Raw genomic sequence first — 24,767 nt, forward strand, 5'->3', positions numbered from 1 at the left:
CGCCATCCGTCCTAATGTTATTGGACGCAAAAATTGGCTGTTTTCTGTTAGCGAAGCTGGAGCAAAAGCAAATGCAATTTGTTTAAGTATCGCAGAGACAGCTAAAGCAAATGGTGTGGATTTTTATCGGTATCTTGTAAAATTACTGAAGGATTTACCAAATTTAGATATTCATAGAAATCCAGATGTTATAAATTTGTACTTGCCTTGGTCGAAGATGATCCGAAAAGAATGTAGCATATAAAATGAAATAACCGTGAATCCGAATTGAAAAATCAGGATTTTACGGTTATTTGGCATGCGTACCCTTGAAGGTGCGCATTTTCTTATTTCGGGCTTACATTGCAAAAATTTAAATAACCGTAAATATGATCTGAAAATCATGGTTTTCGGTTATTTGTAATAAGTACAGTGTAGGCAGAGTTATTTTTTATTTAAGGATTATTATAAACTCAATCGTTATTTAATAATCGACTTTTTAATATAAAGTCGTTAAAGTTTTTTGAGTTAGACAAGACATGATGGTGGTTTTCCCGCACGACATCAACAAAAAAGTCATAAATTCCTAAAGCATCTTCATAATCCTGCTTACTAATTGCAAGAAGAAAGACGAGTTGTACGTTTCGGTTCTTCCCCCACTCGATAGGCTTGTCCAAAATGGCAGTAGCAATCTTTGTCCTATTGTTATCTAGTAGTCCTATAGGATGGGGAATCGCGACACCTTCGCCCATAACAGTTGACCCTAATTCCTCTCTTTTTAGGATAGATTCCATAAACAGATCGGAATCATTTATGACTTGTTCATCATACAGCACTTTAACAAGGTCCCGAATAACCTCAATCTTATCATTATAAGATTTCTTAATAAATAAATTACTGGAAAAGTACTTACAGAATATATCGACAGATTTACTTACTTCATTTGTAATTTTTCGATCTAGTTCTAGTAACTCTCTTTTTGAAGGAAGTGTTTCGATTTTGAATACTGGTTTATTCTTTTTCTTTATACTAATTGTTGTAATCACAACATCTTCTTCTATATATTCCAATTGAGTATATTTTTGCGCGGAGATTGTTTTTGTAATAAACAGCCCAGGAATGTCCCTCTTGATCGATGTTTCGATCATTCTTGCTGTTCCAAATCCTGAGCCACATACGATAAGACAGGAATTATGTCTCTTATATTTCACTTGATAATTCCTCTCTAATGATGCACCTATATGAAGGGCCAGGTATGCTATCTCACCATTATTTACTTCATAGTTATAATCATTTGTAATGGTATTTACTGCAAACATGGTAATTTCGTAAGCCAGTGGATAATATTTCTTGATATGCTCTAGCAAAGGATTTCTAACCCTTATTTCGTTTTCAACTCGATAGAGCATGGAGCTCACATGACTTGTCAAATCATACTTTAACTGTTCATCATCAAGAAGATTATAATAATAGTTTTCTTTAATTACAGTTAATAAAGCATGGATATATTCATTTACATCAGTTGATAATTGGAAATTAAGATTCTCTCTGTAAATTACTTTACTTTTAATTTGAACATATAAGTATTCTAGTTCACTTTGAGGGATCTCTACATGAAATATATTAGTAAGCAATTCTTTTATATCTTTCATGAATTGCAAGTGTTCTCTTGTTTTGGATACATTTCTTATATTATCGATAACAAACCCACTACTAATTCGATCCACCATAATTAATATATGGTAAATTAAATTACTTAGATCATTATCTGTTAAATAAATATGATTCCTACTAAATATTATCGGTAACTCTTCTTTTAATCCATATAAATCTGTACTAGAATTTTTCCATTCAAAAAAGTGATTCACTTTTTCTTCATTTAACTCTTCATCAATCAATGTCAAAAAAACAAATCGTTTATCTCTCTCTTTCCCCGCAATTTTAACACCTTTCCCAATTTTTGTTGTCAACATTAAGTGATATTTTTTTAATAAATTACGGATATCCCCTAACTCATTCATTATTGTCGTTCGACTTACATACATTTGATCTGCGATTTCTTCAATCGAGACATAATCCTTATAGTTCAGTAATAGCAAAATAAACTGTTTTGCTCTCTCTTCTTGATTATTGACATCAAAATATATATTAGTATTTCCCATATTTTTTTTAAATAATTGATATTTTTCCTGGTTTGTAATGCTGATATAATAACCTTTTCCTCGTTTGTTTAGAACAATTAGTCCAGTCATATCTTCAAGATCATTGATATCTTTTATTTCTTTGCGAACGGTTCGGGGAGAAATGGATAATATTTCACCTAAATCATCAAACGAATAATGATAGGGGCGATTTTCAACTAATTCATATAGTTTAGTTTTTCTAACATCATCAAACATGGTTATTCTCTCCATATTCAGCTTATTTTCCCTAGTTTTGTCATTAAAAAAATATACCCCACAACTTATAGTATAATGGTAAAAAAGAGATTCGGCGAATAGCCAAATCCCTTTTCATTATAACTGAATAGCTATTGTTTTGAATTCGCATGTTTTTAATTCTTCTACTTTTGCATCTTCAGTTTTTTCATCTAGTAAAACGAAATGCCCTTTTTCTAATAATTCAGGTGCAATAGATGAAGCCTTTTCTAGGTAAGGGTTATAAAAGCGAACAATATACTCATCACTATCTTCTGCCTTTTTTATGGCACTAATAGTAGATGTCATATTTTCAAAGTTAGCTAGACTGTATGATAATTCATTTGTTTTTTCCTCATCACGATATGCATAAATCATACGTCCATTTAGAAAATCTGAGAATTGATAAAATTGGACAGGAGATAGGTATTCTTTTGCAAGATTCGTGATTTTTGCTTCGTCAAATGTATGTCCATTCTTATATACTAAAGCAAAGGTAGCTTTAATATTTCCTAATAGTTGCGCATCAGGTGTTTCTACGATGGACTCTCCCGATGCACGTCCAGGTCTATATAATAAATTTGTTTTACCCATAAAACCAAAAGTTCTAAAAAGGGTTAATTGGATGGTGTCGTAATCATTACCAACAATTTCATATTCACGGATTCCCTCGGTAAGGACACTTACAACTTGATTGTCGTCATGTAATGCTACATAACTTTGCATTGGCTCAATGGATATTGGAGCTTCTTGCCATTCTTCTTCTTCCCAAATTTCCATTTCTGGTAAGTAAACAGGTCTTTGGATTGTACCATATAATTGATCTGCAGTTGAAAATTTACTTGCAATTTCCGTGTCGAATTGTACACAAAGTCGATGGCTTAAAACTTTATTATCCACATTTACTTCAAAGCGAATGATTTCTTCACCCTTACGCAGAACAATTCTAGCTGTTATATCCAAGTCTTGATCCGCTATTCCTTGTGCTCTTGTTTTAAGATCATAAGGAACTTTCATCCTCAGTTTTAGTTCTAAATGTTCTTCTACATCTGAAGTAAAGAATTCCGCTTCTAAACATTCCGCATCAGTTGAATAGGAAACTAAATCTTGTCTAGGTGGAGAATAGTTATAAGAATCACCATCATCCCCATTTTCAACAAAAATCATCTGGTTTTCATGAACTTTTCCAGTTTTCTTTTCCGTAACAGTTAGCGTATTATTTTCAGCAAGCTTTACGGAATAGAATTCATTTTCCATCGTATTTTTGTCTGATTTAGCAATTACTTGAACACTTGAGTCGTCATCTAGGTCAAGATAAAAACTATCATAGCCTAAGCCAGAAGTATTCGTTACATAGACTAACATTTCAGCGAGGAATACTTTTTCTGGCATATATATTTCTTTGCTTGGATTTAAGCGGATTGTTTGGTTAAGAACATAGTCTGTTAATTCTACTTTATTTAGAATGGTATATGGAACGGTTTTTCCCTGATTATCTTTAATAGTAAAATTCTTATCAGGGACATACAATGTTATTTTTACGACCCCAGAACGATTATATGGAAGTGGATTGAATAGAGTAAAATTCAAGTCATTTTTGTATGGAATACGTTCAGTAATGAGACGCATATGGATATCTAAGAGATTCTCTGCTTTTTCTCTTGCTAATTTATATCTGAATTTTACATCTTTGTTTGTTGTATCACTATTACACCCGCCAATACTATCGTGAGCAGCATTTTCAAACATCAATTTCCAAATTTCTTCTAGTTGACGGTGTGGATATGGATTTCCTAATGAATGACTAATTGACAATATTGGCTCTAGCACATTAGCAAGAAAGTTTTCTATTTCATTATTCGCTTGTTTTAAATCTGCTCGTGTGGAGAAGATTGTTTTATGCAAGCGACTATGCTTACCTTCTGTTAACTCACCTTTAATAATTGGTAGATTGCTAGTATCCTTTTCCAAATCATCAAAGAATCTTTCTGGTGAATCAATAACATATTCTCTCGCTGGATCAAGCCGATTAAAACGTTCAACTAGTTCTGGTAAATTTTTACGAACAGGAGCTTGGTCAAAGCCATTTGGAAAATAGACATGCCTTGTAGACGCTTTTTCCTCTAATGCCCCAATAGCCCTTTCAAGATACTTTTGTAGATCTTCTTCATCTTCTGGAATGTTTCCACCAAAGTAATATCCGAATGGGATTTGGTTCGATAGCATTTGTGTACCATCGTCACCTTCCCAGATAAATTCCGTTTGTTTTAAACGATTATCTGCAACACCACGCCAAAATAAAAAGCGATCAATACCGAAATTTTTATAAATCTGTGGCATATTACCACCTTGTCCAAAAGAATCAGGAACATAACCAATTTCCATCGAATGACCTAATTCATTCGCATATCGAGTTCCATAAAGAAGGTTTCGTGTAATAGATTCTTGAGAAATAACGAGTTGGTCAGTCTGGGTGTACCATGGTCCTGTTAAAAGACGTTTCTTTGAAACAAGTTTCTTAATTCTTTCTTTATCTTCTGGACAATATTTTAAATAATCTTCAATTAATGATGTTTGAGCATCCATTAAATAAAAATGAAATTCTTCGTTATTTTCAAGTGTATCTAGAACTTCTTTCAAATGCTTAACTAAATACACTGTTGATCTTGATGAAGTAAAGTACCATTCTCTATCCCAATGTGTATGTGGAATTACGTGTACTTTTGTTTTAGTCATAGATTACAAAACTCCCTTTTCACATATTAATCAAAGCTTAGTTCTATTTCATCTTCAGCTAGATCATTGTCTCCTTTAGTTTCAGAGCTATCTTCTTTATCTGTAAAGTCTACTAAGAGATTTGCGCCAAAACCAATAATTAATGCCCCAACTAAAATACCTGCTAGATAAGCCAAACTATTACCAACTGAGAAGAAACCATAAACACCACCAACTGGAGGCATAATATCATGTGCACCTAATGCTACAGTAGTAGCAGCACCGACTGCACCAGCTACAACATTCAATGGAATTAGTTTTAAGGGATGTCTCAATGTGAAAGGAATTGCCCCTTCTGTAATACCAATAATACCCATAACTAATGAACCTTTCCCAGTTTCACGGAATTCACTTGAGTAATTTTTCTTCTTAATTAATGTTGCTAAACCATAACCTAGTGGAGGAATGCAAATTGCAGCGTTTACAATAATTGCTGGTAAATAAATTCCACTCATTAATAATGCGTTACCTGCCATCCATGCTGCTTTGTTTACTGGACCACCCATATCAAAAGCAATCATTGCACCTAAAACAAGAGCTAAAACAACTACGTTCGTATTACTTTGAGTCATTTCTGTAATCCAATCTAATAATGCAGTGTTCACCCACCCAAGTGGTCCGCCTAAAATAATAGCCATTAAAATACCAGTTGCTCCAACCGTTATTAGTGGAAGAATTATTAATGGTAATGCACCTGAAAGTGATCCTTTGATTTTAATATTATTCTTAACCCAGTTTGTAATCCAACCAGCAAAGAATCCAGCGATTACTGCTCCTAAGAATCCTGCATTTGTACTGGATGCTAACATACCACCAACAAAACCTGCTGCTAGAGCTGGCTTACCCGCGATGGAATAAGCAATGAATGCTCCTAAAACGAGGTTTAACATACCAATTGCAGTCCAACCAACTTGTTCGAATAAATATACATAATGTAGAACTCCACTAGTTTCCGCAAATTCATTTAAATCTGTATATCCGAATGCAAATCCAATAATTTTTGCTATTGCTACGACGAGTGAACCAGCAATAATTACTGGTAGTACATAGGATATCCCTGTCATTAGATGGTCTTTTACTTCATTTAATTTACCTTTCATGCTATTAACCTCCTATAATCATATTATTTATTTGTTGACTTACGTGCTTCAATAGTTTTAACTACCTTATTTAACACTGCTTCACCATTTGAAACAACTTGTCCAAGTTTAACTCGAACAATTGGTTTACCTTTAAATCTTTCTTCTTTATCAATGGTACGATCAGCTGCAATGATTACTACGTCTGCATCTTTTACGTCGGACTCAGTAATTTCATTTACTATTCCCATTGCACCTTGTTGCTCAATTTTTACATCGTGCCCTAACTTTTTACCTGCCTTCTCTAATGCCTTAGCTGCCATAGGCGTATGAGCTAAACCTGCAATACAAGATGTAACTCCAACTACTTTCATTTCCTTTCAACTCCTACTCCATTGTTTTTAGTAGTTCTAATATAGATTGCTTATCTTTTGCATTAAAAACTTGTTCTTGAAATTCCTCTTCAAGTAGATTGCCTGCTAAATTAGATAAGATTTGAATATGTTTCGTACCGGATTCAGCTTCTGGAACTAAGATTGCAAATACAACCTTTACTTTGAAATTATTAGGTGAATTCCAATCAATACTATTTTGCAAGCGAACAAAGAATAATTTAGCTTCCTTAACTGCTTTACTTTTGGCATGTGGAATAGCAATACCTTCTTGAAAAGCTGTGGAATATTCATTCTCACGTTGCACAAAGTCTTGAAATACTATTTCCTTATCTTGTGCAGCATCTATTTTTTCTGCTTCCGATGAAATAAACTTTAAAACTTCATCCCTATACTTATAGGAAGCATTTAAGTATATCTGGTCTTCGCTAATTAGCACATTATCACCACCTATGTATTGACATCGCTTACACTTACTACTATAGCTAATTCAATAGCTTTCATTAATACAACATAATTCCATATGAGTTGGCAGAAATTGCACTAGTATTATACTCCCATTTAATTATGATATTTTAATAGTGTATGATAGTGAGGAGTTGAAGTAATATATTAACTAGTGGAATGAATGCAGATTGCCTAATTTCCTTATCTATAATCAAGATTGGGTTGAAGTAATATGTTAACTAGGGGAATGAATGCAGATGGAACTAAATTTGCTTGGGTATTAGATGTACAGGGAAATGTAATCTAAATGCTTATTATAACAACGGATAGTCCTGATAATAGACTGCAGTAGGTACAATGTTTTTTCGATAATTGAGGTTAGCCCTCAGTAGTTAGGGAGCAAAAACACACAATATATAATAGTTTATAAGTTTATTTTTAATTGTGCACAAGCCTCAACATCGACCTAATACTACATTTTTCAATTTACAGCAAAAAATATAACCTAATTTCTTTAATTTTCCATTTGGCAAGTTGTTGTGAAAATTTTTATATACAAACATTTATTCTTATTTTTTTGGAGGATATTCGTTGTAAAGGAAGCATCGTGTTTGGTATCTAGGTGCGATGTATCATACTAAGGCGCTGAAAAGCGAATCTGAACTCAGTATGAATCATTCATGTCTAGAGAAAATTAGTTATAATAAAGGTATATCTTACCGAGAAAATGTGCCTATCCACATCCTAATTTGTATATAATAGAACCAGATTAAACAATAAAGGAGATAACGATGACAAATATAAACGATACGCGGTTAGTTATTTTCGATATGGACGGTTTGCTTTTTGATACGGAACGTTCTTATTATGAGACGATGCGCAGGTTGGCAAGGAAGGTCGATGTGGATTATACATTGGCTGATTACATTCAAACGATAGGAATTACGACGGAAGATACAGTGAAAATGCTAACCGATGCCTATGGGGAGGGTTTTGCGAAAGTATTAGATGGCTTTTTAGATGAATATTATCAAATTTTGGATGAGGAAGGTCTTCGTATTAAACCGGGTGCAATAGAATTGTTAGATGTACTTGACCAGAAGGGAATGAAAAAATGTATTGCCTCCTCTAATGATCGTGAGGCCATATTAAAGTTTTTACAAATGTCCGATTTAGAGGGGCGGTTTGATTTTTGCATTAGTGGAACCGATGTGGAGCGGGGCAAGCCTTTTCCAGATATTTTTTTACAAGCATGTAGATTAGCTGGTGTGAAGCCGGAAGAAGCAATCGTACTCGAGGATTCACTGAATGGGTTGCGAGCTGCAGTGGCGGCGGAAATTCCTTGTATCGTTGTACCTGACCTAATTGAGCCAAACGAGGAAATGAAACAAATGGCTTACCGTATTTGTAACGATTTGGGGGAAGTGGCTGAGCTGTTGAAATAGGTTGGAATACTTAAAAAGAGATCTAACGCGTGCAACTACTACATATGTGGAAAATAATGATGCCGCGTAAGGATTGGTAATTTTTTGAAACATCGTTTGTTATTATTTGCTTTTGTGGGTGTGCTTTTTTTTGGATGGATTGTTAATTGTTGGGTTCAAGGTAGTGCCGGTTTTTTGAAAACAATGGATGTTAAGAGATGGGTTTTTTTTGATTGTTAGGCAAGCTCTCAAAGACAATTGAAACTTGCTGTGATATTCAAGAAATTGTACCGTATTCTCCAAAATTTTTGAAAGCAACAAGACGACTTACCTTAGACAGTAAACAAGATGATAAGCAAAAGTAATAGAAGAAGTGGCCACTGCTATTAGTCATACACGAAATGTGTTTGCACATGCAAAAACAAATTATGATCTAAAAGGAATGGAGTGTCCCTTACTCCTAATTGCTGGATTATTATTAGTCTTTGTTTATAGAAATAAAAAGCTAAATTAAAACTTATGAAGTAGTCCTTAAAACTCGCTAGCATTAAACAACCCCCTTACGTTTCCAATTTTTTACATTATACAAGCGACAAAATAGGACAATTTTCCTACTTACCTACTATAATATAAAGAGAATTCATTTTTTTCAAGAACATGAGAAAAAATACTAGTGAGGAGAGGGGTGAAAGGGGAGAGAAATAAAAATAAAGGACCGTTTCATCCTGTTGCTAAAATAATCGGAAAATTGACAATTGTGGGGGACAGTCCCCCACCGCTTTAATGGTATGAGATTGCTGCTCAAAACTGGCACTGCTAATATGAAAAAAAAGAGATTTTTCATAAGTGTGATTTAGATTTAATGCTGCAAAAAAACACACTTTGAAAGATCTCTTTTAAGTATTAGAAGATGGAAAAGAGTAACTGATACGGATGGTAATTTTGTGCTTGCCTATTTATTTCTGATAGTTTTTTGATTTCCCAAGCTGGAGTATGTGTTATTCATAGAGATTATTCCCATCCATCCCCATAAGCAAACCTCCATCACCGCTTTTTGCTGTTGGTCTCTAAAATTCAGAGTAGCTGATAAAGGAAAATCAGCAAAATAATTCCTATTTAACCACGGATGATGATTATTTATGGTTTTAATCCCGCAATATCCTCATTAAATCGTAATTGCGATACTTCTTATTTCTTTTCACATCCTGATCTGCAAATAACAAATCTTTTTCCACCAAAGAGTTTAAAGCATTGCGAACGGTATTCTCTGAGAGTTTGGTGAACTTTGAAACAACAGGTACCGTAGTGAATGGATTAGAGAAAGTATATAGCCAAACAGTCCGTTCTGATGGAGTTTTACAATGTAATAACCCATTTCTTGCTAGTTCATCTGCTCTATTTAATTTTGAATTTATTTTTGTTGCCATTCGGTCACATGCCTTGAGGAAGAATAAAATCCAACTCCCCCAGTCAGGGTTGTTTCCTCTCACTCCATTTAGCAAACTATAATATCTCGCCCTTTCTTTTTCCAGTTCTTCACTAACAAAAAATATGGGCTTTGTTACCAGTTTTGACTGAAGCAATGATAAAATAATTAAAATCCTTCCCAGTCTTCCATTTCCGTCTAAAAAGGGGTGGATAGATTCAAATTGCGCATGAATGATTGCAGTTTTAATAAGTGAATCACTTTCCTCATCAAATATAAATGTATTATTTCGAATAGAGTTACCCGCAACTTTTTTATCATAAGGGTGCCCATTAATATAGTATTCAAGGTTTTCCATATATTCATCTATTTTATCTGCTGAAATTGGGATATAGGATGCATCTTCTATTCTATTAGTGGGACCAATAAAATTCTGTATTTTCCGAAACTCGCCAGATGACTGTGTAGAACCTCTGACGTCTTGCATTAAAATTCGGTGAAGTTCTTTTATTAATCTTGTGCTAATTGGATATCCATTGATAATTCTTTCATATCCATGTTGAAGTGCTTGTTGATAATTAGATACTTCCATAATCTCCCAACGTGGATTTTTATCATTAATTTCTTCCATCAGATCAGAGAAAGTAACCTGCGTGCCTTCAATTCTTGTTGATTCGACAGACTCACTTAACGTAAGAATTTGGATAAGTGATTCACTTACAATCGAATGATTAAATTTTTCTTCTAATCTCCCCAGCTTATTGCTAACTGTTGGTAATAAAGCAAATATCTCCAATGCATCCTTTGTATCTACTGAAATAGGCAGCTTTGCTACTCCTTTAATTGCCATCATAAACAACTCCCTAAACGTATAGTAAGCACTCTGAACATAATAACGAAATTTTTTTTAATAATTGAGCTTATTAATACATTATATACAAAATAACGCAAAAAACACACTAAAATGCAATTAAAATTTCACTCTCATTAATGTATCAGGAAAAGTTAATAAATGAATATTTTAAATATTGTTAATCGTCGGGGACAGTCCCCCGCTGCTTTAAAGCGCTAAAGTGAATCTATCTAGTCGGGATTAATTTGTGCATTATAGGCTTATTTTCTCGTTCATAACATTTTTCCTATGTGGAGTTTTGCACTATAATTTATTTATCCAATCATTTTTTGATAGTATTTTTTCATGAAAAGTGTAAGGAGTTGTCCAATGTTAGCGGAAATTAAAGGAAAGATTAGTAGTACTGGAACGAATTTGTCTGAGCGGTTGGAAGACCAATTGACGGGTAATGTTTTTGGAACACTGCGATACTTGCCATTTTCTTTAGCTCTTGGCAAAATTATAGCAGCAGGAGTATATCCTTCGTCGGTAGGGGATAAGTTTCGTCAGCTACATGATGGTTTTTGGGCAGATAAAATTGCCTTTTGGCCGTATGATCGAGAAGGGGAGCTAGATGCGTTAATAGAGTTAGATAATACAATAATTGGGATTGAAGTAAAATACCGCAGTGGTTTGTCTTCGGATGATGATGTTAGCAATCGTGAGCTTCATGATAGTAAGGAGACCGAGTGGAGTCTTCAGCAATTGGCACGGGAGTCGCGCATTTTGTCTCGTAAAGGTGGGGGAAGGAAACATAAAATTCTCTTATTTATTGCCGACCGTAAATCATGTAAGGAAGTGTATTTTAATACGGTAGAGCGTAATATTTTAGCTAGTGATGTGGAGCTATGTTATTTGTCGTGGCAAGATTTTTTACTTCAGTTAAGAAATATCGAAGCAACTGACCCTTATCATCAAGTGGTTGTAAATGACTTGGTCACGCTTTTGATTCGGAAAGGTTTTGAGGATTTTACTGATATGTCCGTCACCGTTCCTCGACAGATTCATAGTGAGGAGTTTTTTACGTTTGACTGGAAGGATACTAGCTATACTGTAGAGGAAAAGAAAATAGATGTGAATTCAGAGGTTGAAATTCACTTCAACATTCATTTACCGATTAATAAGGAGCGATACTATGAGTTCAGCTGAAAATATTCGCAATGCTTTTTACGTTGTCCATAAAACCTATCAAAATATCGAAAAATTAATTGACTACTGCAAAACTGTTGCCCCAGACGAAAGCAATTACGTGCCTGCTGTGGATAAGTTTTTACGATATAAATCGGATAGTAATTTAACAGGTTGGTTTATTCCTAATTTCATCATGTTATTCCAAAATAAAAATGATATGGAACTGGAAAACGAATGGCGTGAAGGTCCCATCTATGTGATGGAAATCGAACTATATAATCCAGAGGGGGGATTAGAAGGCTCATCACAATTACCGCAAATGCGCCTGTCGAAATTCACCTACGAATCACTGCAAAACTGGGCTCCCGGTTGCTCACCAACGAATCATTGGCGCTTTTTCTACCCACTGCGGCGACATGACATAATGAGTATTAAAGTAAAAGAAGCAGACTATATGGAACTAGAAGTCGCTGACAAAGAAGCCAGCAATCGTTACTACTGGGGAGTGCAAACGATCACAAGCCGGCAAATCCCACTAACAGAAATCACAGCCGACAACGCCATACAAAAAATATTCCAAACCTTCGATCGACTGTAACTGGCGTATTGCGCGAGTGGGGGTCAGTCAGCGGTGCCTGACCCCAACAATTCAAATTATTCTAAATAAAGCGCAAGTCAGCGGTGCCTGACCCCAACAATTCAAATTATTCTGAATTAAACAGAACAGCACCACCACCCGTAATATAAAGTTTTTCTTGAATAATAAGAGGGATATTATTAACACCATATTCTGATGGTAATTTACTTGATTCTTCATCATCAATAATAAACATATCAGCTAGTCCACGATATCCATGTACTGCCGTTTGTCCATGGATGGGGATGGTACCAAGTCGTTGCGGCTGGTTGATTGATTGTTCAATAAGGGGGTCATGTTTCACCCGCTTTAATCATTTGATGAGGGCCCCCGTCCAAAATAGCTGGAAGATACAACCCATGCCAGTGTAGAGTTTACTCCCCACCTAAATTATTTTTTGAATTGGCAGGAAACATTTGTCACCATGAAAAACACGTATCGTCGGACTTAAATTTGACCCATTCATTCAATGATTTTAAAACAGTTTCTCTTTCAATTTCTCTACCCTGGAAATACTATTTTCCTTCACCATGGTGAAAATCGGTTTCATGGGTGTCTATGTTAGTAACAACTGCGGGACTCCTTATATTGAAACAAGTTTTTTTCGATTCAGTACTTTGATTACAAGCACTCAATAATATCATTAACGATAATATTGAAAGAAAATAAATGGTAACCATTTCATTATTTAGTCTCCTTTTTCATCAAATTTTATCAATTCAACAAAACCCTTCCTAATAATTTACTTATATTAATAGGAGTGTTCATTTGTTGTATAATGTATTAGAACCAGAAAATAAAACTAAAGTTATAAGATTAATAGGATCAGTAGGAAGACTATTAAAGATGGTTGATTTGTTCTAAATAGTTTAAATAAGTTAATACATAGGTTATAATTTGAGGGTACAAGATTGTCACTACCTTTATTTAGGGATTTAGTGTCGGTGTGGTAACCTCACTATCGCCTAAATTTCAGGTGGTGGCAATTTTTTTGCGTATAAAGCCCTCTATCAAGGCATTCAATAGCTTGTTTAATATAAAAGTTTTGACAATACGAGATTATTTCTGGGAGGAAATAAATGCTAGACCTTTTAAATAAAATTCGCAGACCAACGAGAATATCGCTAACAAGAAAGTTTTTATATTCGACGCTAATATTTATCGCAGGGGTTATTTTAGGCGTTGTTTCCAAGGTGCTTGATACAATACCGAGTAATTATTTACCCTATTTTCTCGAATTACTTGATTTAAGGAACTTTTTTTCTCGCATGGGAGTTTGGATTTTCCTTGCGGTAGTTATATCTCTGTATAGTAACTCACCTATTAGGTCTGCCATAAATGTTTTTTTATTTTTTGTAGGAATGGTTGGTAGCTATTATCTATATACAATTTTGATAGCAGGTTTTTTTCCTAAATCTTATATGATGATTTGGATTGTCATGACTGTTATTTCGCCATTTTTAGCTATTGTTTGTTGGTATGCAAAAGGAAAAGGAATAATTGCTGTTTCTATTTCATCTATTATTTTCATGTCTATTTCAAGGCAGTCTTTCGCATTTGGCTTTTGGTATTTTGATATTAGAAATAATTTAGAGTTACTACTCTGGATAGCCACGACTTTTATTTTATATCAGTCTCCGAAACAAATAATAAACGTGGTTGCAATAGGATTTCTTCTTTTCTTGCTTACCGCTCAAACCAATATATTTTGGGGAATGTTGTAGGTTTTTATATACACAGTAGAAAAACAAAGAAAAAGCATGAACCATTCCTAATATGATTTATTATACTTTTTCTTGTCATTTAAGATGTTTTTTTACAGTTTGTGATTCAAAAGGGAACGTCTTGCTTTGCAGCGCCCCTATTTGTATTTTAATTATTGTTAGATGCCGTTGCAGCGGTTACGGCAGCCATTGATGCAATCATCGCCACTTGTTGTGCTTGCATAATAATTTCCAGTGTCGTCATTAATCCTGCCGTCGGAACAGTTGTATCTTCTGTAAGTTCACTGATAAACAACTGAGCTGCGAGCATGAAGTTAATATCTTTTTGCCATTTAAAATCTTTTTCCGTATTTAGCCGTTCGGTGACGTTAATGAGTTTCTGTAAGTCAAGTTGGCTTTGATCACATAATGCTAGCATACCAATTGTTGGATAGTGGACAGATTTCGGTTTCTTGTGTAATTGATGAATTTTATCAAATAACGTAATACAACGCTCACTTAAGATTTTTTTATCAGCCGATGGGTCAAGGGATAGCACATGAGATAAAAATTGCAAATCATTCCCTTTTTTAAATCCTAATGTTTGTAGCTGATGGTAAAAATCCTCCATCCGTTCGATTAAGGAAGGAACCTCCTCATTTCGTGTTGCTAAAAGAAGGGCAAGTGGATAATCATTTTCAGATGTCAAAAATAAATGCTCTTTCTGCATCGCTTTGTAAATACGATAAGCTTTTTCCGCTATTAAACGATAGTCTTGCGAATCTGTTTTACTTGTAAAAAGAACGCCAGCTGCAATATACGTAAACATTCCTCGCTTAAAACCACTGTTAATGAGTGTTTCATATAAATGGAGGTACGAATGAAATACGTCTTCTACGCGATTAAAATGAATATGAAGCATAGCCCCAATAGAAAACCGCTCTTGGGATCGGAGTGTATTAAAAGCATCCACATTCCCTTTAATGTACTCACTTACTTGCAAAAAACGTTGTATATCAAACTCCCGCTTATTCACCACAAACATCGAAGCAATCAACATCAATGTTTTATTATCCGAAACCTTCCATCTTAAAGCCTTTTTTAGCTCAGAATAAACGGATAAAAACTGATCAACTCTCTCATCCAAATTGCCACTCCTCACAACCATCACATCCTCAAATAATTGATAAATAATATACGTAGAAGCGGGGGACCGTCCCCCACAAATCAAAAAGATGGGAATTTTTTGGGGCAGGCCCCCCCCCCCCCATTCTCCACCCCCCCCGTCAAAAAAATTACCTTTTTTTTTTTTGTGGGTGGATAAAAAACGAGATTGAATGAAAAAAACTGATCAACTCTCTCATCCAAATTGCCACTCCTCACAACCATCACACCCTAAAATAATTGATAAATAATATACGTAGAAGCGGGGGACTGTCCCCAACAATTCAAAATGTTGGGAATTGTTGGGGACAGTCCCCCGCCCTTCGATTCGCCACACCGCATGTCAAAATAATTCGCTTTTCTGTTTGCGTGGAAAGATAAAATACGATATTGAAATGATGAAATCGATGGCAAGGACTAGTGTCCATCCGCTTAATACTTGCATGAATGCCGCTGTCCGATCAGAATCTTTAATGATTAAATACACAAGACCAATCAAACTAGCGCCTATGACATATGAAATGAGATGCCGTGTCCATCCTTTAAAATAATTTTTCGCATATGCTAAACCATATAGTTTTACCGGTTTTGCGCCAGTTTTTGTTACATAATATTGGAAGCGCTCATCAGCCCAGTTAATCATAATTTTTCCAAAGCCGACGGAAATACCAATATAAATTGCAGCTAATGCATGGGCGATAGTTGCAGTTGCACCATTGTAAAGGTCTAAGGCGGTAGCAGTTAAGAGCACGAGATCAATGATTGGCGTCATCGCGAGGAAAAAGAGTCCTAAATTCTTTTTATTGAAAACATACCTTGTGAACAAACCAAGTATAACGAATACCCAAAATCCAATTTCACAACCAATAATGATCCAAACGATCCAATTCATAAACTCACATCCCTATATTTAATACGATTGTATTAAAAAGATATCACACGATTTTATTTAGCACAAGTGTATTAAATTAAAAAATATGGTAAACTAAATATATGCCAAAAATAGTAAATCATGATAACAGAAGAAAACTAATTGGAGAAGCAGTGTGGCGGGTTATTTTAAAGGACGGAATGAAAGGAGCGACTGTACGAAATATCGCAAAAGAGGCTGGACTATCCCTCGGATCCTTAAGACATTACTTTAAATCCCAAGAAGAATTACTACTTTTTTCCATGGAGCTAGTTAAGGAGCGAGCGACGGAGCGAATCCAAAATATTGCTTTAAAAAACTTGCCACCAAAAGAAATGATTAGCAAAATGCTATTAGAAATAGTGCCAACAAATGAGACAACGAAGGCTGAAATGGAGGTATGGCTTGAGTTCGTATTATATTTCCAAAATAAGCAAGGAGTGAAAATTGACGATGGCGTATTTCAAGGCTTCAAAAAACTAATGGACATACTGAAACAAGGGAACTTCTTGAAAAAAGAGGTCAATATTGATCTCGAAACAGAACGCCTCTACGCATTAGTCGATGGACTCGCCATCCATGCCATCCTCCAGCCAGAACGAATGACAAAAGAGCGAATAGAACATGTATTAGCATTACACTTAGATGAAATTTGTAAGGGGGACTGTCCCCAACAATTCTGAATTGTTGGGGACAGTCCCCCAAACGCTAAAGTATTTGGCCACGATTCACGGTAATTGTCAACTCCCGCCCAGAATTTTCACATTATATGTTTTCGGATTTGTGAACTAGTGAGCTTACAGTTGTCACGGACTCTAGTTTAGTAATAAAATAAAAGTTTGGGAAACCTTTTTAAATAAAAATTTTTCACACTTTGGAGGTGTTTTTTTTGAAAGGCAAATTTAGTAGTTTACGTTCCATTAAGTCGAAGTTAATCTTCATATCTAGTTTAATTTTATTCATTCCGTTATTAACGTTAGGTGTTATAAGCTATATTACAAGTTCTACCAGTTTGGACAATTTAGGTTCTACCAACTTAAAAAATAGCGTGAAAATGACGATTGAAATGATAAAGATTTTAGATAATGATGTGAAAACTGGTGACTTATCAATCGAACAGGCACAAGAAATGGTTAAAGTTGCAATTTTAGGAGAAAAAAATGCAGATGGTACGCGACCAATTAATCCGCATATTGACCTTGGAGAAAATGGCTACCTTTTAGCCTATGATCAACAAGGGAATCAAGTTGCCCATCCCAACTTGGAAGGGCAAAATGTATGGGACGTTGTGGACTCCAATGGAACGAAATTTGCTCAAGAGGCTATTAAGGTGGGGAATAATGGCGGTGGATTTACCGAGTACGACTGGCCACTCCCTAATAATGAAAATGTGATAGAAAAGAAAATTAGTTACTCAGAAACTGACCCGTACTGGGGCTGGACGATTTCAGCGGGAACGTATATGTCTGATTTTACCAAACCAGCACAGGAATTGTTCTACATTATTTTAATCGTTACTGGTATTGCATTAGTGTTGGGAGCGGTTGTAATTGTTCTATTTTCAAATAGTCTTATAAATCCAATTCGTAAAGTTACAGAAAGAATGACCCAATTAGCGGGGGATGATTTATCTGGGGAACCGATTGTGATAAATTCAAAAGATGAATCTAAGTTACTAGCAGATAGCACGAACCAATTGCAAAATCGTCTAAAAGAGATTATTCAACAAGTTGTGGATTCCTCTGAATTTATTTTAGCTGCGAGTGAAGAATTATCCCAGTCTTCTAATGAGGTAAAACATAGTAGTGAACAAGTATCAGCAACGATGCAGGAATTAGCATCTGGAAGTGAAACGCAAGCGAATAATTCCAGTGAGTTATCCTCTGCGATTGGAGCATTAACATCGCAAGTAATAGAAGCGGATGAGCACGGTAAAGTTCTGCAACAAACAAGTAGTAATGTGCTACAACTTGCGGAAAATGGCAATAGCTTAATGGATTCTTCTGGAAAACAAATGAAAAAAATTGACGAGGTTATTAAAGATACTAATGCGAAGGTCCAAAATTTAAATGAGCACTCCTTAAGCATATCGGAACTTGTTTCTGTTATTAAAGATATTGCCGATCAAACAAACTTATTGGCATTGAATGCAGCAATTGAGGCAGCAAGAGCGGGAGAACACGGCAAAGGCTTCGCTGTTGTTGCTGACGAAGTTCGAAAACTAGCAGAACAAGTCACTGTTTCCGTTTCTGATATAACTGGTATTGTGAAAAATGTTCAATCTGAAATCGACATCGTCACTAGCTCCTTGAAAGATGGGTATGAAGAGGTAAAAGCAGGAACGGTACAAATCAATTCCACAAGTGAAACATTCGGAAAAATTAACGAATCTATTTTAAATATGATTAACGACATTCGATTGATTGGCAAAAACTTGACGACCATTACGGAAGGAACGCAATCCATGAATGGCTCTATCCAAGAAATGGCAGCAATCGCAGAAGAGTCTGCAGCAGGAATCGAGCAAACATCTGCCGCAACCGAAGAAACAAGCGCCTCCATGGAGGAACTATCCCAAAACGCAGTCGAATTAGCCAAATTAGCCGAAACGTTGAATGATAGTGTGAAAGGGTTTAAGTTTTAATAGATATAGACACACTTTATCGCTTTAAAGCAGTGGGGGACTGTCCCCAACAATTCGCAACATTTAGAATTGTTGGGGACAGTCCCCCTTTTCATTAATCGTTGTCATCTTTCTGGTCATTTTCACCATTTGAGTTTAATCCAAGGTTGAAGATTTTAAAGCAGCTATAAGCTATTATCGATCCAGTACCAAGCAATAAAAGAAATGGTAGATTAAAGCTTATATATACAGTAATAATCGTTATAGCCGCTATGCCAATTGTATGAACGGGACGACCTAAAGCAAGTTGAAAACAATTTTTCAACGTAGGAAACAGCTTAACCTCGTAATGGACAGTAATAGAAAAGAAGTTAATCGTAAAAGCTAACATAAAAATACCAACTGCTAGAAATAAGTAAAAGATTGGTGAATTAATTGTTGAAAAATAAAAATAATCGATGAATAAAAATACCCACAGTACAGTTAGTAATAACCCGCCTATTACACTCCGGATATAGTTTTCTTTATAATATTTGAAAAAACTTTTAATAAGCTTAATATCTAGTTCGCCCATCACCCATTTTCGGGTAATCCCAAATAAAGCTGTAGTGGATGGAAAAAACAAGAAAGGGGAAAGGATGATAATAAATAACATGTTAGTAATTAATTGATTAGGGTTAGTACTAACAAGTAAATTAAAGGCAAAGTAAATAATAGGAAGGTTAAATAGTAACCATATAATATTTGAAAAACAAATTCTCGTAATCCATTCTGTTGTGACGATTAACCTATTAAATAAAACTTGCTTATTCATTTAGCTACCTCCTACTGTATAGAAAACGCATACAAAAAATAAAAACGTTTTAATTATATTATTACACGATATGCTAACTTCGTAAATAAAAGTTTTTGGTAATAAAGTTGGAAGAAGTAGAGCAGAAAATTTTATATTGTTTTTTTCTGATGCAGATGCTATTCTATGAAATATAAAGTGCTTTCATTAAAAACACCACGTCTAAAAACAGTAAGAATAAGTTTTGTAAATTTTTTTAGAGTTTCATAAAAACGTTTTTATTACAATCGCTACAAAAATAGATTTTGGTTATAAGGATATTACACAAAAATTTTCCAAAAAAAAGACTTCATATCAACATGTACTATAGGAGGCGAACAGCTATGAAATTACAACTAATTACAACTACTTACGAGAAAAATCAGACCAAAACGATAGAGACAAAAAAAGAATTTACGCATGATCCTGGTGTGGAATTTAACGTTGTAAATATTTACCCCCAAGTAGAGTATCAAACTTTTGACGGTTTCGGTGGTTCAATTACTGATTCGGCAGGATATATTTATTCCTTAATGAGTGACCAATCAAAAAAAGAGTTAATTCAAGCTTACTTTGGTCCAAATGGAAACTGCTATCAAACTATTCGTAGCCATATAGATAGTTGTGATTTTTCCGTTAATCAGTATGAAGCGTTGAGTGACCCAACAGATATGGAATTCGAATCTTTTAATCTTGATAGAAATAATCGATATATTCTTCCACTTCTATTAGATGCTGAAGCGGCAAATGGCAAGCCAATTGAAATGATGCTTTCTCCTTGGTCTCCTCCAAGTTTTATGAAAACGAATGGTATTCGAATACAAGGTGGAAAGTTGAAGGAGGAATATAGAGAGTTTTGGGCCGAATATATTTGTCATTATATTAAATCATACCGAGCTAAAGGATTTCTTATTAAAAAGCTTTCGATTCAAAATGAACCAAATGCAAAACAAACGTGGGATTCCTGTCTTTATACAGGAGAAGAGGAAAAAATATTTTTACGAGACTACTTATATCCAGCACTACGCAAAAATGGTTTAGAAGATATTGAGATTTTTATTTGGGATCATAATAAGGAAAGAATGTTTGAACGAGCTTGTGAAATTATTGATGAAACGACGGAGCATATGATCAGTGGTATTGCATTTCACTGGTATACCGGGGATCATTTTGATGCAATTAGTCTTGTTAGAGAAAAATTCAAGGATAAAAAAATTATCCTTTCTGAAGGTTGTGTGGAATTCAGCCGCTTTGATGAAAATGCACAGCTATTGTTTGCTCAAATGTATGCACATGATATTATTGGAAATATTAATTCTGGAATGAACTCCTTTATTGACTGGAATATAGTCCTTGATACGGTTGGCGGACCTAACCATGTAGGAAATTTCTGCCATTCTCCGATTGTGTATGATGCGCAAAATGATAAAGTAATTAAAAATCTTTCTTATACGTATATTGGACATTTTAGTCGCTATATTGTTCCGGGTGCCAAAAGGATTGCTTCGACAAAGTACACAGATAAGTTAGAATTGACGGCATTGAAAAATCCAGATGGAACCGTAGTATTTATCCTGTTAAATAGATTAGATGAAATGCAGCAAGTGAATTTACGAATAAATGGGCAAGTTACTGAAGTTACTGTACCAGGAAATTCAATTTCGACAGGGCTGTTAAGTCAATAGTCTTATTAACCATATAGTTAGTGATCATTTTAGATGTATTTTATTTAAGAAAAGTAGGAATTAATTTTTATGTATTCAATTAAAAGTTGATAGATTAATAAATTATGTAAAAAAGTTATTGCTATATGAAAACATTTACATTATAATTTAATTATTATTTATAAAAACGTTTTTATAAAAGGAGGGGAACAAAATTTCAAAAAAGGTCACGATTAAAGATGTTGCAAAGGCAGCGGGTGTTTCTATTTCAACTGTTTCTAATGCCTTGAATGGAGTAGATGTTCTCCTCCCAGAAACAAGAGATCATGTATTAAATATAGCGAAAAAAATGAATTATGTTCCGAACTTAAACGGAAGAAATTTAAAATCGAGAGAAACTAAAGTTATTGGAATGTTCCTAACGAGTATGAAAGGCCCGTACTATGACATCTTAGTAGACTCAATTTACCAAGTTTGCGAAAAGTCTGGTTATGAACTGCAGATTTTTATTACAAAAAATGATCAAACGGCTCTAGCTAATTTACTTGGAAAGAGGGTTGATGGTGCCGTTATAATGAATGAATTCATTGATGAAAACGACGTTCAATTGTTAGAAAAAGCTGGTGTTCCAATTGTTTTCATCGATAGAGAGCGGGTAAGCAAAACGAGTTCTTCCGTCGTATTTGATTCCTATAAAGGTGGTCAAGATATTGCTCGTTATCTCATCAATCAAGGTCATCGAAATATCGGTTATATAAGAGGGTATGCTAATTTATATGATGATATAGAGAGATTCAAAGGATTTAAGAATATAGTAGATTCCGCTGGATTACAATTAAAGGATGAAAATATTCTTGTTGGGTATTTTGAAGAAGAAGCTACTTATAATGCTGTTAAAACATTCATAAAAAGTGGTAAACCGCTCCCTGATGCATTTGCCTGTGCGAATGATTTAAGTGCAATAGGTTGTATCAAGGCTTTAAATTCGGAAGGGTTTTCTGTCCCCGAAGATATTAGTATTACAGGGTTTGATAATATCGATTTGAGCGAATACTTTTTACCGTCGATAACAACCGTTGCAAACCCTATTATCCATTTAGGTAAAGCGGCAATGCAATGTTTGCTTGGAACGATTCTGAAAGAAGAACCTGGTAGTTTGGTAAAATTAGAAGGTAAATTAATTGTAAGGGACTCATGTGCTATTAATAAAGAGATTTTTATTTAGGGGTAACAGAGTCCCTTGTTACTTTGTTAGGAAAAAATAAAAATTAATAAAAACGTTTTTACGGAAAAATAAAAACGTTTTAATCAAAAGTTGTGTTACGGTTTTCTGTTGCAAAAGAAAGCGGTTTCCTAAATAAATGATCCTAAGGGAGGTTATACGAGTGAAAGTAGGGAATTTTACAAAGAAATTCAGGTCACAACTTCCACTTCAATTAATGGTAATACCTGGAGTTCTATTTTTAATTATTTTTAGTTATGTTCCAATATATGGACTTGTGATTGCTTTCAAAAGTTACTCGGTAACCGATACAATCAGTTCAGCTGATTGGGTAGGTTTAGAAAATTTCCGTATTGCATTTTCGGACAAGTTCTTTTGGAAGTCAGTTGTTAATACGTTAGCAATTAGCTTATTAAAACTATTAATCGGTTTTACCTTTCCGATAATATTATCTATTTTGATATTTGAAGTGAAAGATGGAGTGTTTAAAAAGACGGTACAAACCATTTCCTATTTACCACACTTTCTATCTTGGATTGTTGTTGGTGGAATGTTGATTAGTTGGTTGTCCACATCAGGAATTTTTAATGAACTATTAGTTCTTCTAGGCATTCTAGACGAGCCTCGTAACTTCATGATTGAGCCTAAAAGTTACTGGCTAATCGCGGTTTTATCTGATGTATGGAAAGAAGCTGGGTGGGGGACGATTATTTACTTGGCGACTATGTCTGGTATTGATCCTACCTATTATGAAGCTGCCAAAATTGACGGGGCGACAAAACTTCAACAAATATGGCACATTACACTACCTTTAATGAAGTTTATTATATCTTTAATGTTCATCCTAGCAGTCGGTGGTTTGCTTGGATCGAACTTAGACCAAACATTAGTATTAATGAACTCATTAAACCAATCTCACGCAGAGGTTATCAATTCTTATGTTTATAAAATTGGTTTAGCACAAGGTGATTTCTCATATGCGACAGCTGTTGGATTAGCAATCTCCATTGTGTCGTTAATTCTTGTAATTATTACCAATACAGTTACTAAGAAAATGAATGACAATAGATCTGTTTTCTAGGAGGGTTGACATGAATATAACTGCGAAAGATAACCATGTATCAACAAATGTTGCTACATCAAAGAAAAATAAAATGAAGGAAAACAGAGTTTTTAATATAATAAACATCATCTTTTTAACGCTGTTTACAATTATCATCATATTTCCAATTTGGAACATTGTTGTTAAATCATTTAGTAGTCCTGAAACGATATCTAGTGTTGGCCTAAGAATATGGCCTAAAGAATTTTCATTAGCTAACTATCAAATAGTTTTTAATGACCCAACAATTTGGAATGCATTTATCATCTCTGTATTAAAAACTGTTATCGGGGTCATTACGCACGTATTGCTTACTGCAATGGTTGCCTATGGAATGAGTAAACAAAATTTACTAGGTCGAAATTTTTATACGGCTTTAGGCGTAGGTTCCATGTTTTTTAGCGGTGGTATGATCCCAACTTATTTGTTAATGCGATCATTAGGACTTTTAGATAGTTTTTGGGTTTATATTATTCCTTCCCTATTTAGTTACTATGACATGCTTATATTAATGAACTTCTTTCGGGAAATTCCAAGTTCATTAGAGGAATCAGCAAAAATTGATGGAGCAGGAGTTTGGAAAATTTTCACTAGAATTATCCTCCCACTTTCTACTCCGGTATTAGCAACAATTGCATTATTCAATGGTGTGTTCCAGTGGAACGATTATATGACTGCCAAACTTTATATTTCTAATGAGGCTCTATATCCTATTCAGATGAAACTTTATGAAATTATTGTACAAACTCAAGCAGCAGCCAATATGTCCAATATTACATCCGTTGTTATTCCAACGACGGCAGAATCAATTCAACTTGCAACGATTGTTATTGCGACAGTGCCAATCGTTCTAGTATATCCATTTTTACAAAAATACTTTATTTCTGGAATGATGATAGGGGCTGTGAAAGAGTAAAAATCTGAAAGTGAGCCATAATATAGTACTTT

The 24,767-nt window shown here is 34.6% G+C and carries 21 protein-coding genes; 11 read left to right on the plus strand and 10 right to left on the minus strand.

Annotation, left to right across the window (positions count from 1 at the left end; genetic code table 11):
* Nucleotides 1–244, plus strand: a 244-nt coding sequence (locus tag BN1242_RS02000; RefSeq protein ID WP_162491219.1) for a transposase domain-containing protein, incomplete at its 5' end; no start/stop codon positions are given.
* Between the two features lie 208 nt (nt 245–452).
* Here the strand turns inward: BN1242_RS02000 and BN1242_RS02005 are convergent.
* From BN1242_RS02005 to BN1242_RS02025, 5 genes are all read right to left on the minus strand, one after another.
* Nucleotides 453–2,378: a BglG family transcription antiterminator gene (locus BN1242_RS02005; protein ID WP_062350583.1), complete on the minus strand. Its 1,926-nt coding sequence runs from the start codon at nt 2,376–2,378 to the stop codon at nt 453–455.
* A 117-nt stretch (nt 2,379–2,495) separates the two neighbouring features.
* Nucleotides 2,496–5,132 carry a mannosylglycerate hydrolase gene (gene mngB / locus BN1242_RS02010; RefSeq protein ID WP_062350585.1) on the minus strand — a complete coding sequence of 879 codons (2,637 nt, stop codon included), beginning with the start codon at nt 5,130–5,132 and terminating at the stop codon, nt 2,496–2,498.
* A gap of 26 nt (nt 5,133–5,158) precedes the next feature.
* Nucleotides 5,159–6,271, minus strand: a complete 1,113-nt coding sequence (locus tag BN1242_RS02015) for a PTS fructose transporter subunit IIC (protein WP_062350588.1) — start codon at nt 6,269–6,271, stop codon at nt 5,159–5,161.
* A 23-nt stretch (nt 6,272–6,294) separates the two neighbouring features.
* Nucleotides 6,295–6,624: a PTS fructose transporter subunit IIB gene (locus tag BN1242_RS02020; RefSeq protein ID WP_062350592.1), complete on the minus strand. Its 330-nt coding sequence runs from the start codon at nt 6,622–6,624 to the stop codon at nt 6,295–6,297.
* Between the two features lie 13 nt (nt 6,625–6,637).
* Nucleotides 6,638–7,081 carry a PTS sugar transporter subunit IIA gene (locus BN1242_RS02025; RefSeq protein ID WP_062350594.1) on the minus strand — a complete coding sequence of 148 codons (444 nt, stop codon included), beginning with the start codon at nt 7,079–7,081 and terminating at the stop codon, nt 6,638–6,640.
* Nucleotides 7,082–7,880: 799 nt separating this feature from the next.
* On the opposite strand from BN1242_RS02025, the gene BN1242_RS02030 reads away from it, so the two are divergent.
* Nucleotides 7,881–8,534 carry an HAD family hydrolase gene (locus BN1242_RS02030; RefSeq protein WP_062350597.1) on the plus strand — a complete coding sequence of 218 codons (654 nt, stop codon included), beginning with the start codon at nt 7,881–7,883 and terminating at the stop codon, nt 8,532–8,534.
* A gap of 1,124 nt (nt 8,535–9,658) precedes the next feature.
* Here BN1242_RS02030 and BN1242_RS02035 read toward each other — a convergent pair.
* On the minus strand, nt 9,659–10,792 hold the full coding sequence (locus tag BN1242_RS02035; RefSeq protein WP_238985069.1) for a Fic family protein: 1,134 nt from the start codon (nt 10,790–10,792) through the stop codon (nt 9,659–9,661).
* Between the two features lie 369 nt (nt 10,793–11,161).
* On the opposite strand from BN1242_RS02035, the gene BN1242_RS02040 reads away from it, so the two are divergent.
* Together BN1242_RS02040 and BN1242_RS02045 are read left to right on the plus strand one after the other, a co-directional pair.
* On the plus strand, nt 11,162–11,980 hold the full coding sequence (locus BN1242_RS02040) for a hypothetical protein (RefSeq protein WP_062350604.1): 819 nt from the start codon (nt 11,162–11,164) through the stop codon (nt 11,978–11,980).
* Entirely contained in the window at nt 11,967–12,560 is a 594-nt protein-coding gene (locus BN1242_RS02045) for a hypothetical protein (protein ID WP_062350607.1), read from the plus strand. The genes BN1242_RS02040 and BN1242_RS02045 overlap by 14 nt, the downstream gene beginning before the upstream one ends.
* Nucleotides 12,561–12,666: 106 nt before the next feature.
* On the opposite strand, the gene BN1242_RS02050 is transcribed toward BN1242_RS02045, so the two are convergent.
* Nucleotides 12,667–12,903, minus strand: a complete 237-nt coding sequence (locus BN1242_RS02050) for a hypothetical protein (RefSeq protein WP_062350611.1) — start codon at nt 12,901–12,903, stop codon at nt 12,667–12,669.
* Between the two features lie 775 nt (nt 12,904–13,678).
* On the opposite strand from BN1242_RS02050, the gene BN1242_RS02055 reads away from it, so the two are divergent.
* The gene (locus BN1242_RS02055; protein WP_062350614.1) at nt 13,679–14,323 is read left to right on the plus strand and encodes a DUF6518 family protein; all 645 of its coding nucleotides are present in this window, start codon (nt 13,679–13,681) and stop codon (nt 14,321–14,323) included.
* Between the two features lie 148 nt (nt 14,324–14,471).
* On the opposite strand, the gene BN1242_RS02060 is transcribed toward BN1242_RS02055, so the two are convergent.
* Complete coding sequence (locus BN1242_RS02060) at nt 14,472–15,449, minus strand: DUF4003 family protein (protein ID WP_158661037.1); 978 nt, start codon at nt 15,447–15,449, stop codon at nt 14,472–14,474.
* Nucleotides 15,450–15,809: 360 nt separating this feature from the next.
* Nucleotides 15,810–16,358, minus strand: a complete 549-nt coding sequence (locus BN1242_RS02065; RefSeq protein ID WP_062350617.1) for a hypothetical protein — start codon at nt 16,356–16,358, stop codon at nt 15,810–15,812.
* Between the two features lie 101 nt (nt 16,359–16,459).
* On the opposite strand from BN1242_RS02065, the gene BN1242_RS02070 reads away from it, so the two are divergent.
* Entirely contained in the window at nt 16,460–17,059 is a 600-nt protein-coding gene (locus BN1242_RS02070; RefSeq protein WP_062350622.1) for a TetR/AcrR family transcriptional regulator, read from the plus strand.
* A gap of 206 nt (nt 17,060–17,265) precedes the next feature.
* A complete protein-coding gene (locus BN1242_RS02075; RefSeq protein WP_062350625.1) occupies nt 17,266–19,020 on the plus strand; it encodes a methyl-accepting chemotaxis protein in 1,755 nt (584 codons plus the stop codon).
* 94 nt (nt 19,021–19,114) lie between these two features.
* Here the strand turns inward: BN1242_RS02075 and BN1242_RS02080 are convergent, their stop codons facing one another.
* Nucleotides 19,115–19,813 carry a YesL family protein gene (locus BN1242_RS02080; RefSeq protein ID WP_062350628.1) on the minus strand — a complete coding sequence of 233 codons (699 nt, stop codon included), beginning with the start codon at nt 19,811–19,813 and terminating at the stop codon, nt 19,115–19,117.
* A gap of 362 nt (nt 19,814–20,175) precedes the next feature.
* Between BN1242_RS02080 and BN1242_RS02085 the strand changes: the two genes are divergently transcribed.
* The 4 genes from BN1242_RS02085 to BN1242_RS02100 all read left to right on the plus strand — a co-directional run bounded on the left by BN1242_RS02085 (nt 20,176) and on the right by BN1242_RS02100 (nt 24,735).
* A complete protein-coding gene (locus BN1242_RS02085; RefSeq protein WP_062350630.1) occupies nt 20,176–21,516 on the plus strand; it encodes a glycoside hydrolase family 30 protein in 1,341 nt (446 codons plus the stop codon).
* A gap of 211 nt (nt 21,517–21,727) precedes the next feature.
* The gene (locus BN1242_RS02090) at nt 21,728–22,720 is read left to right on the plus strand and encodes a LacI family DNA-binding transcriptional regulator (protein WP_275259438.1); all 993 of its coding nucleotides are present in this window, start codon (nt 21,728–21,730) and stop codon (nt 22,718–22,720) included.
* Between the two features lie 136 nt (nt 22,721–22,856).
* On the plus strand, nt 22,857–23,798 hold the full coding sequence (locus tag BN1242_RS02095) for an ABC transporter permease (protein ID WP_062350636.1): 942 nt from the start codon (nt 22,857–22,859) through the stop codon (nt 23,796–23,798).
* A gap of 73 nt (nt 23,799–23,871) precedes the next feature.
* Nucleotides 23,872–24,735 (plus strand): carbohydrate ABC transporter permease, encoded by an 864-nt coding sequence (locus BN1242_RS02100; RefSeq protein WP_087941715.1) that lies wholly within the window; start codon nt 23,872–23,874, stop codon nt 24,733–24,735.
* The last annotated feature ends 32 nt before the right edge of the window (nt 24,736–24,767 follow it).

The organism is Bacillus kwashiorkori (assembly GCF_001375515.1).
GTDB lineage: Bacteria > Bacillota > Bacilli > Bacillales > Caldibacillaceae > Bacillus_BK > Bacillus_BK kwashiorkori.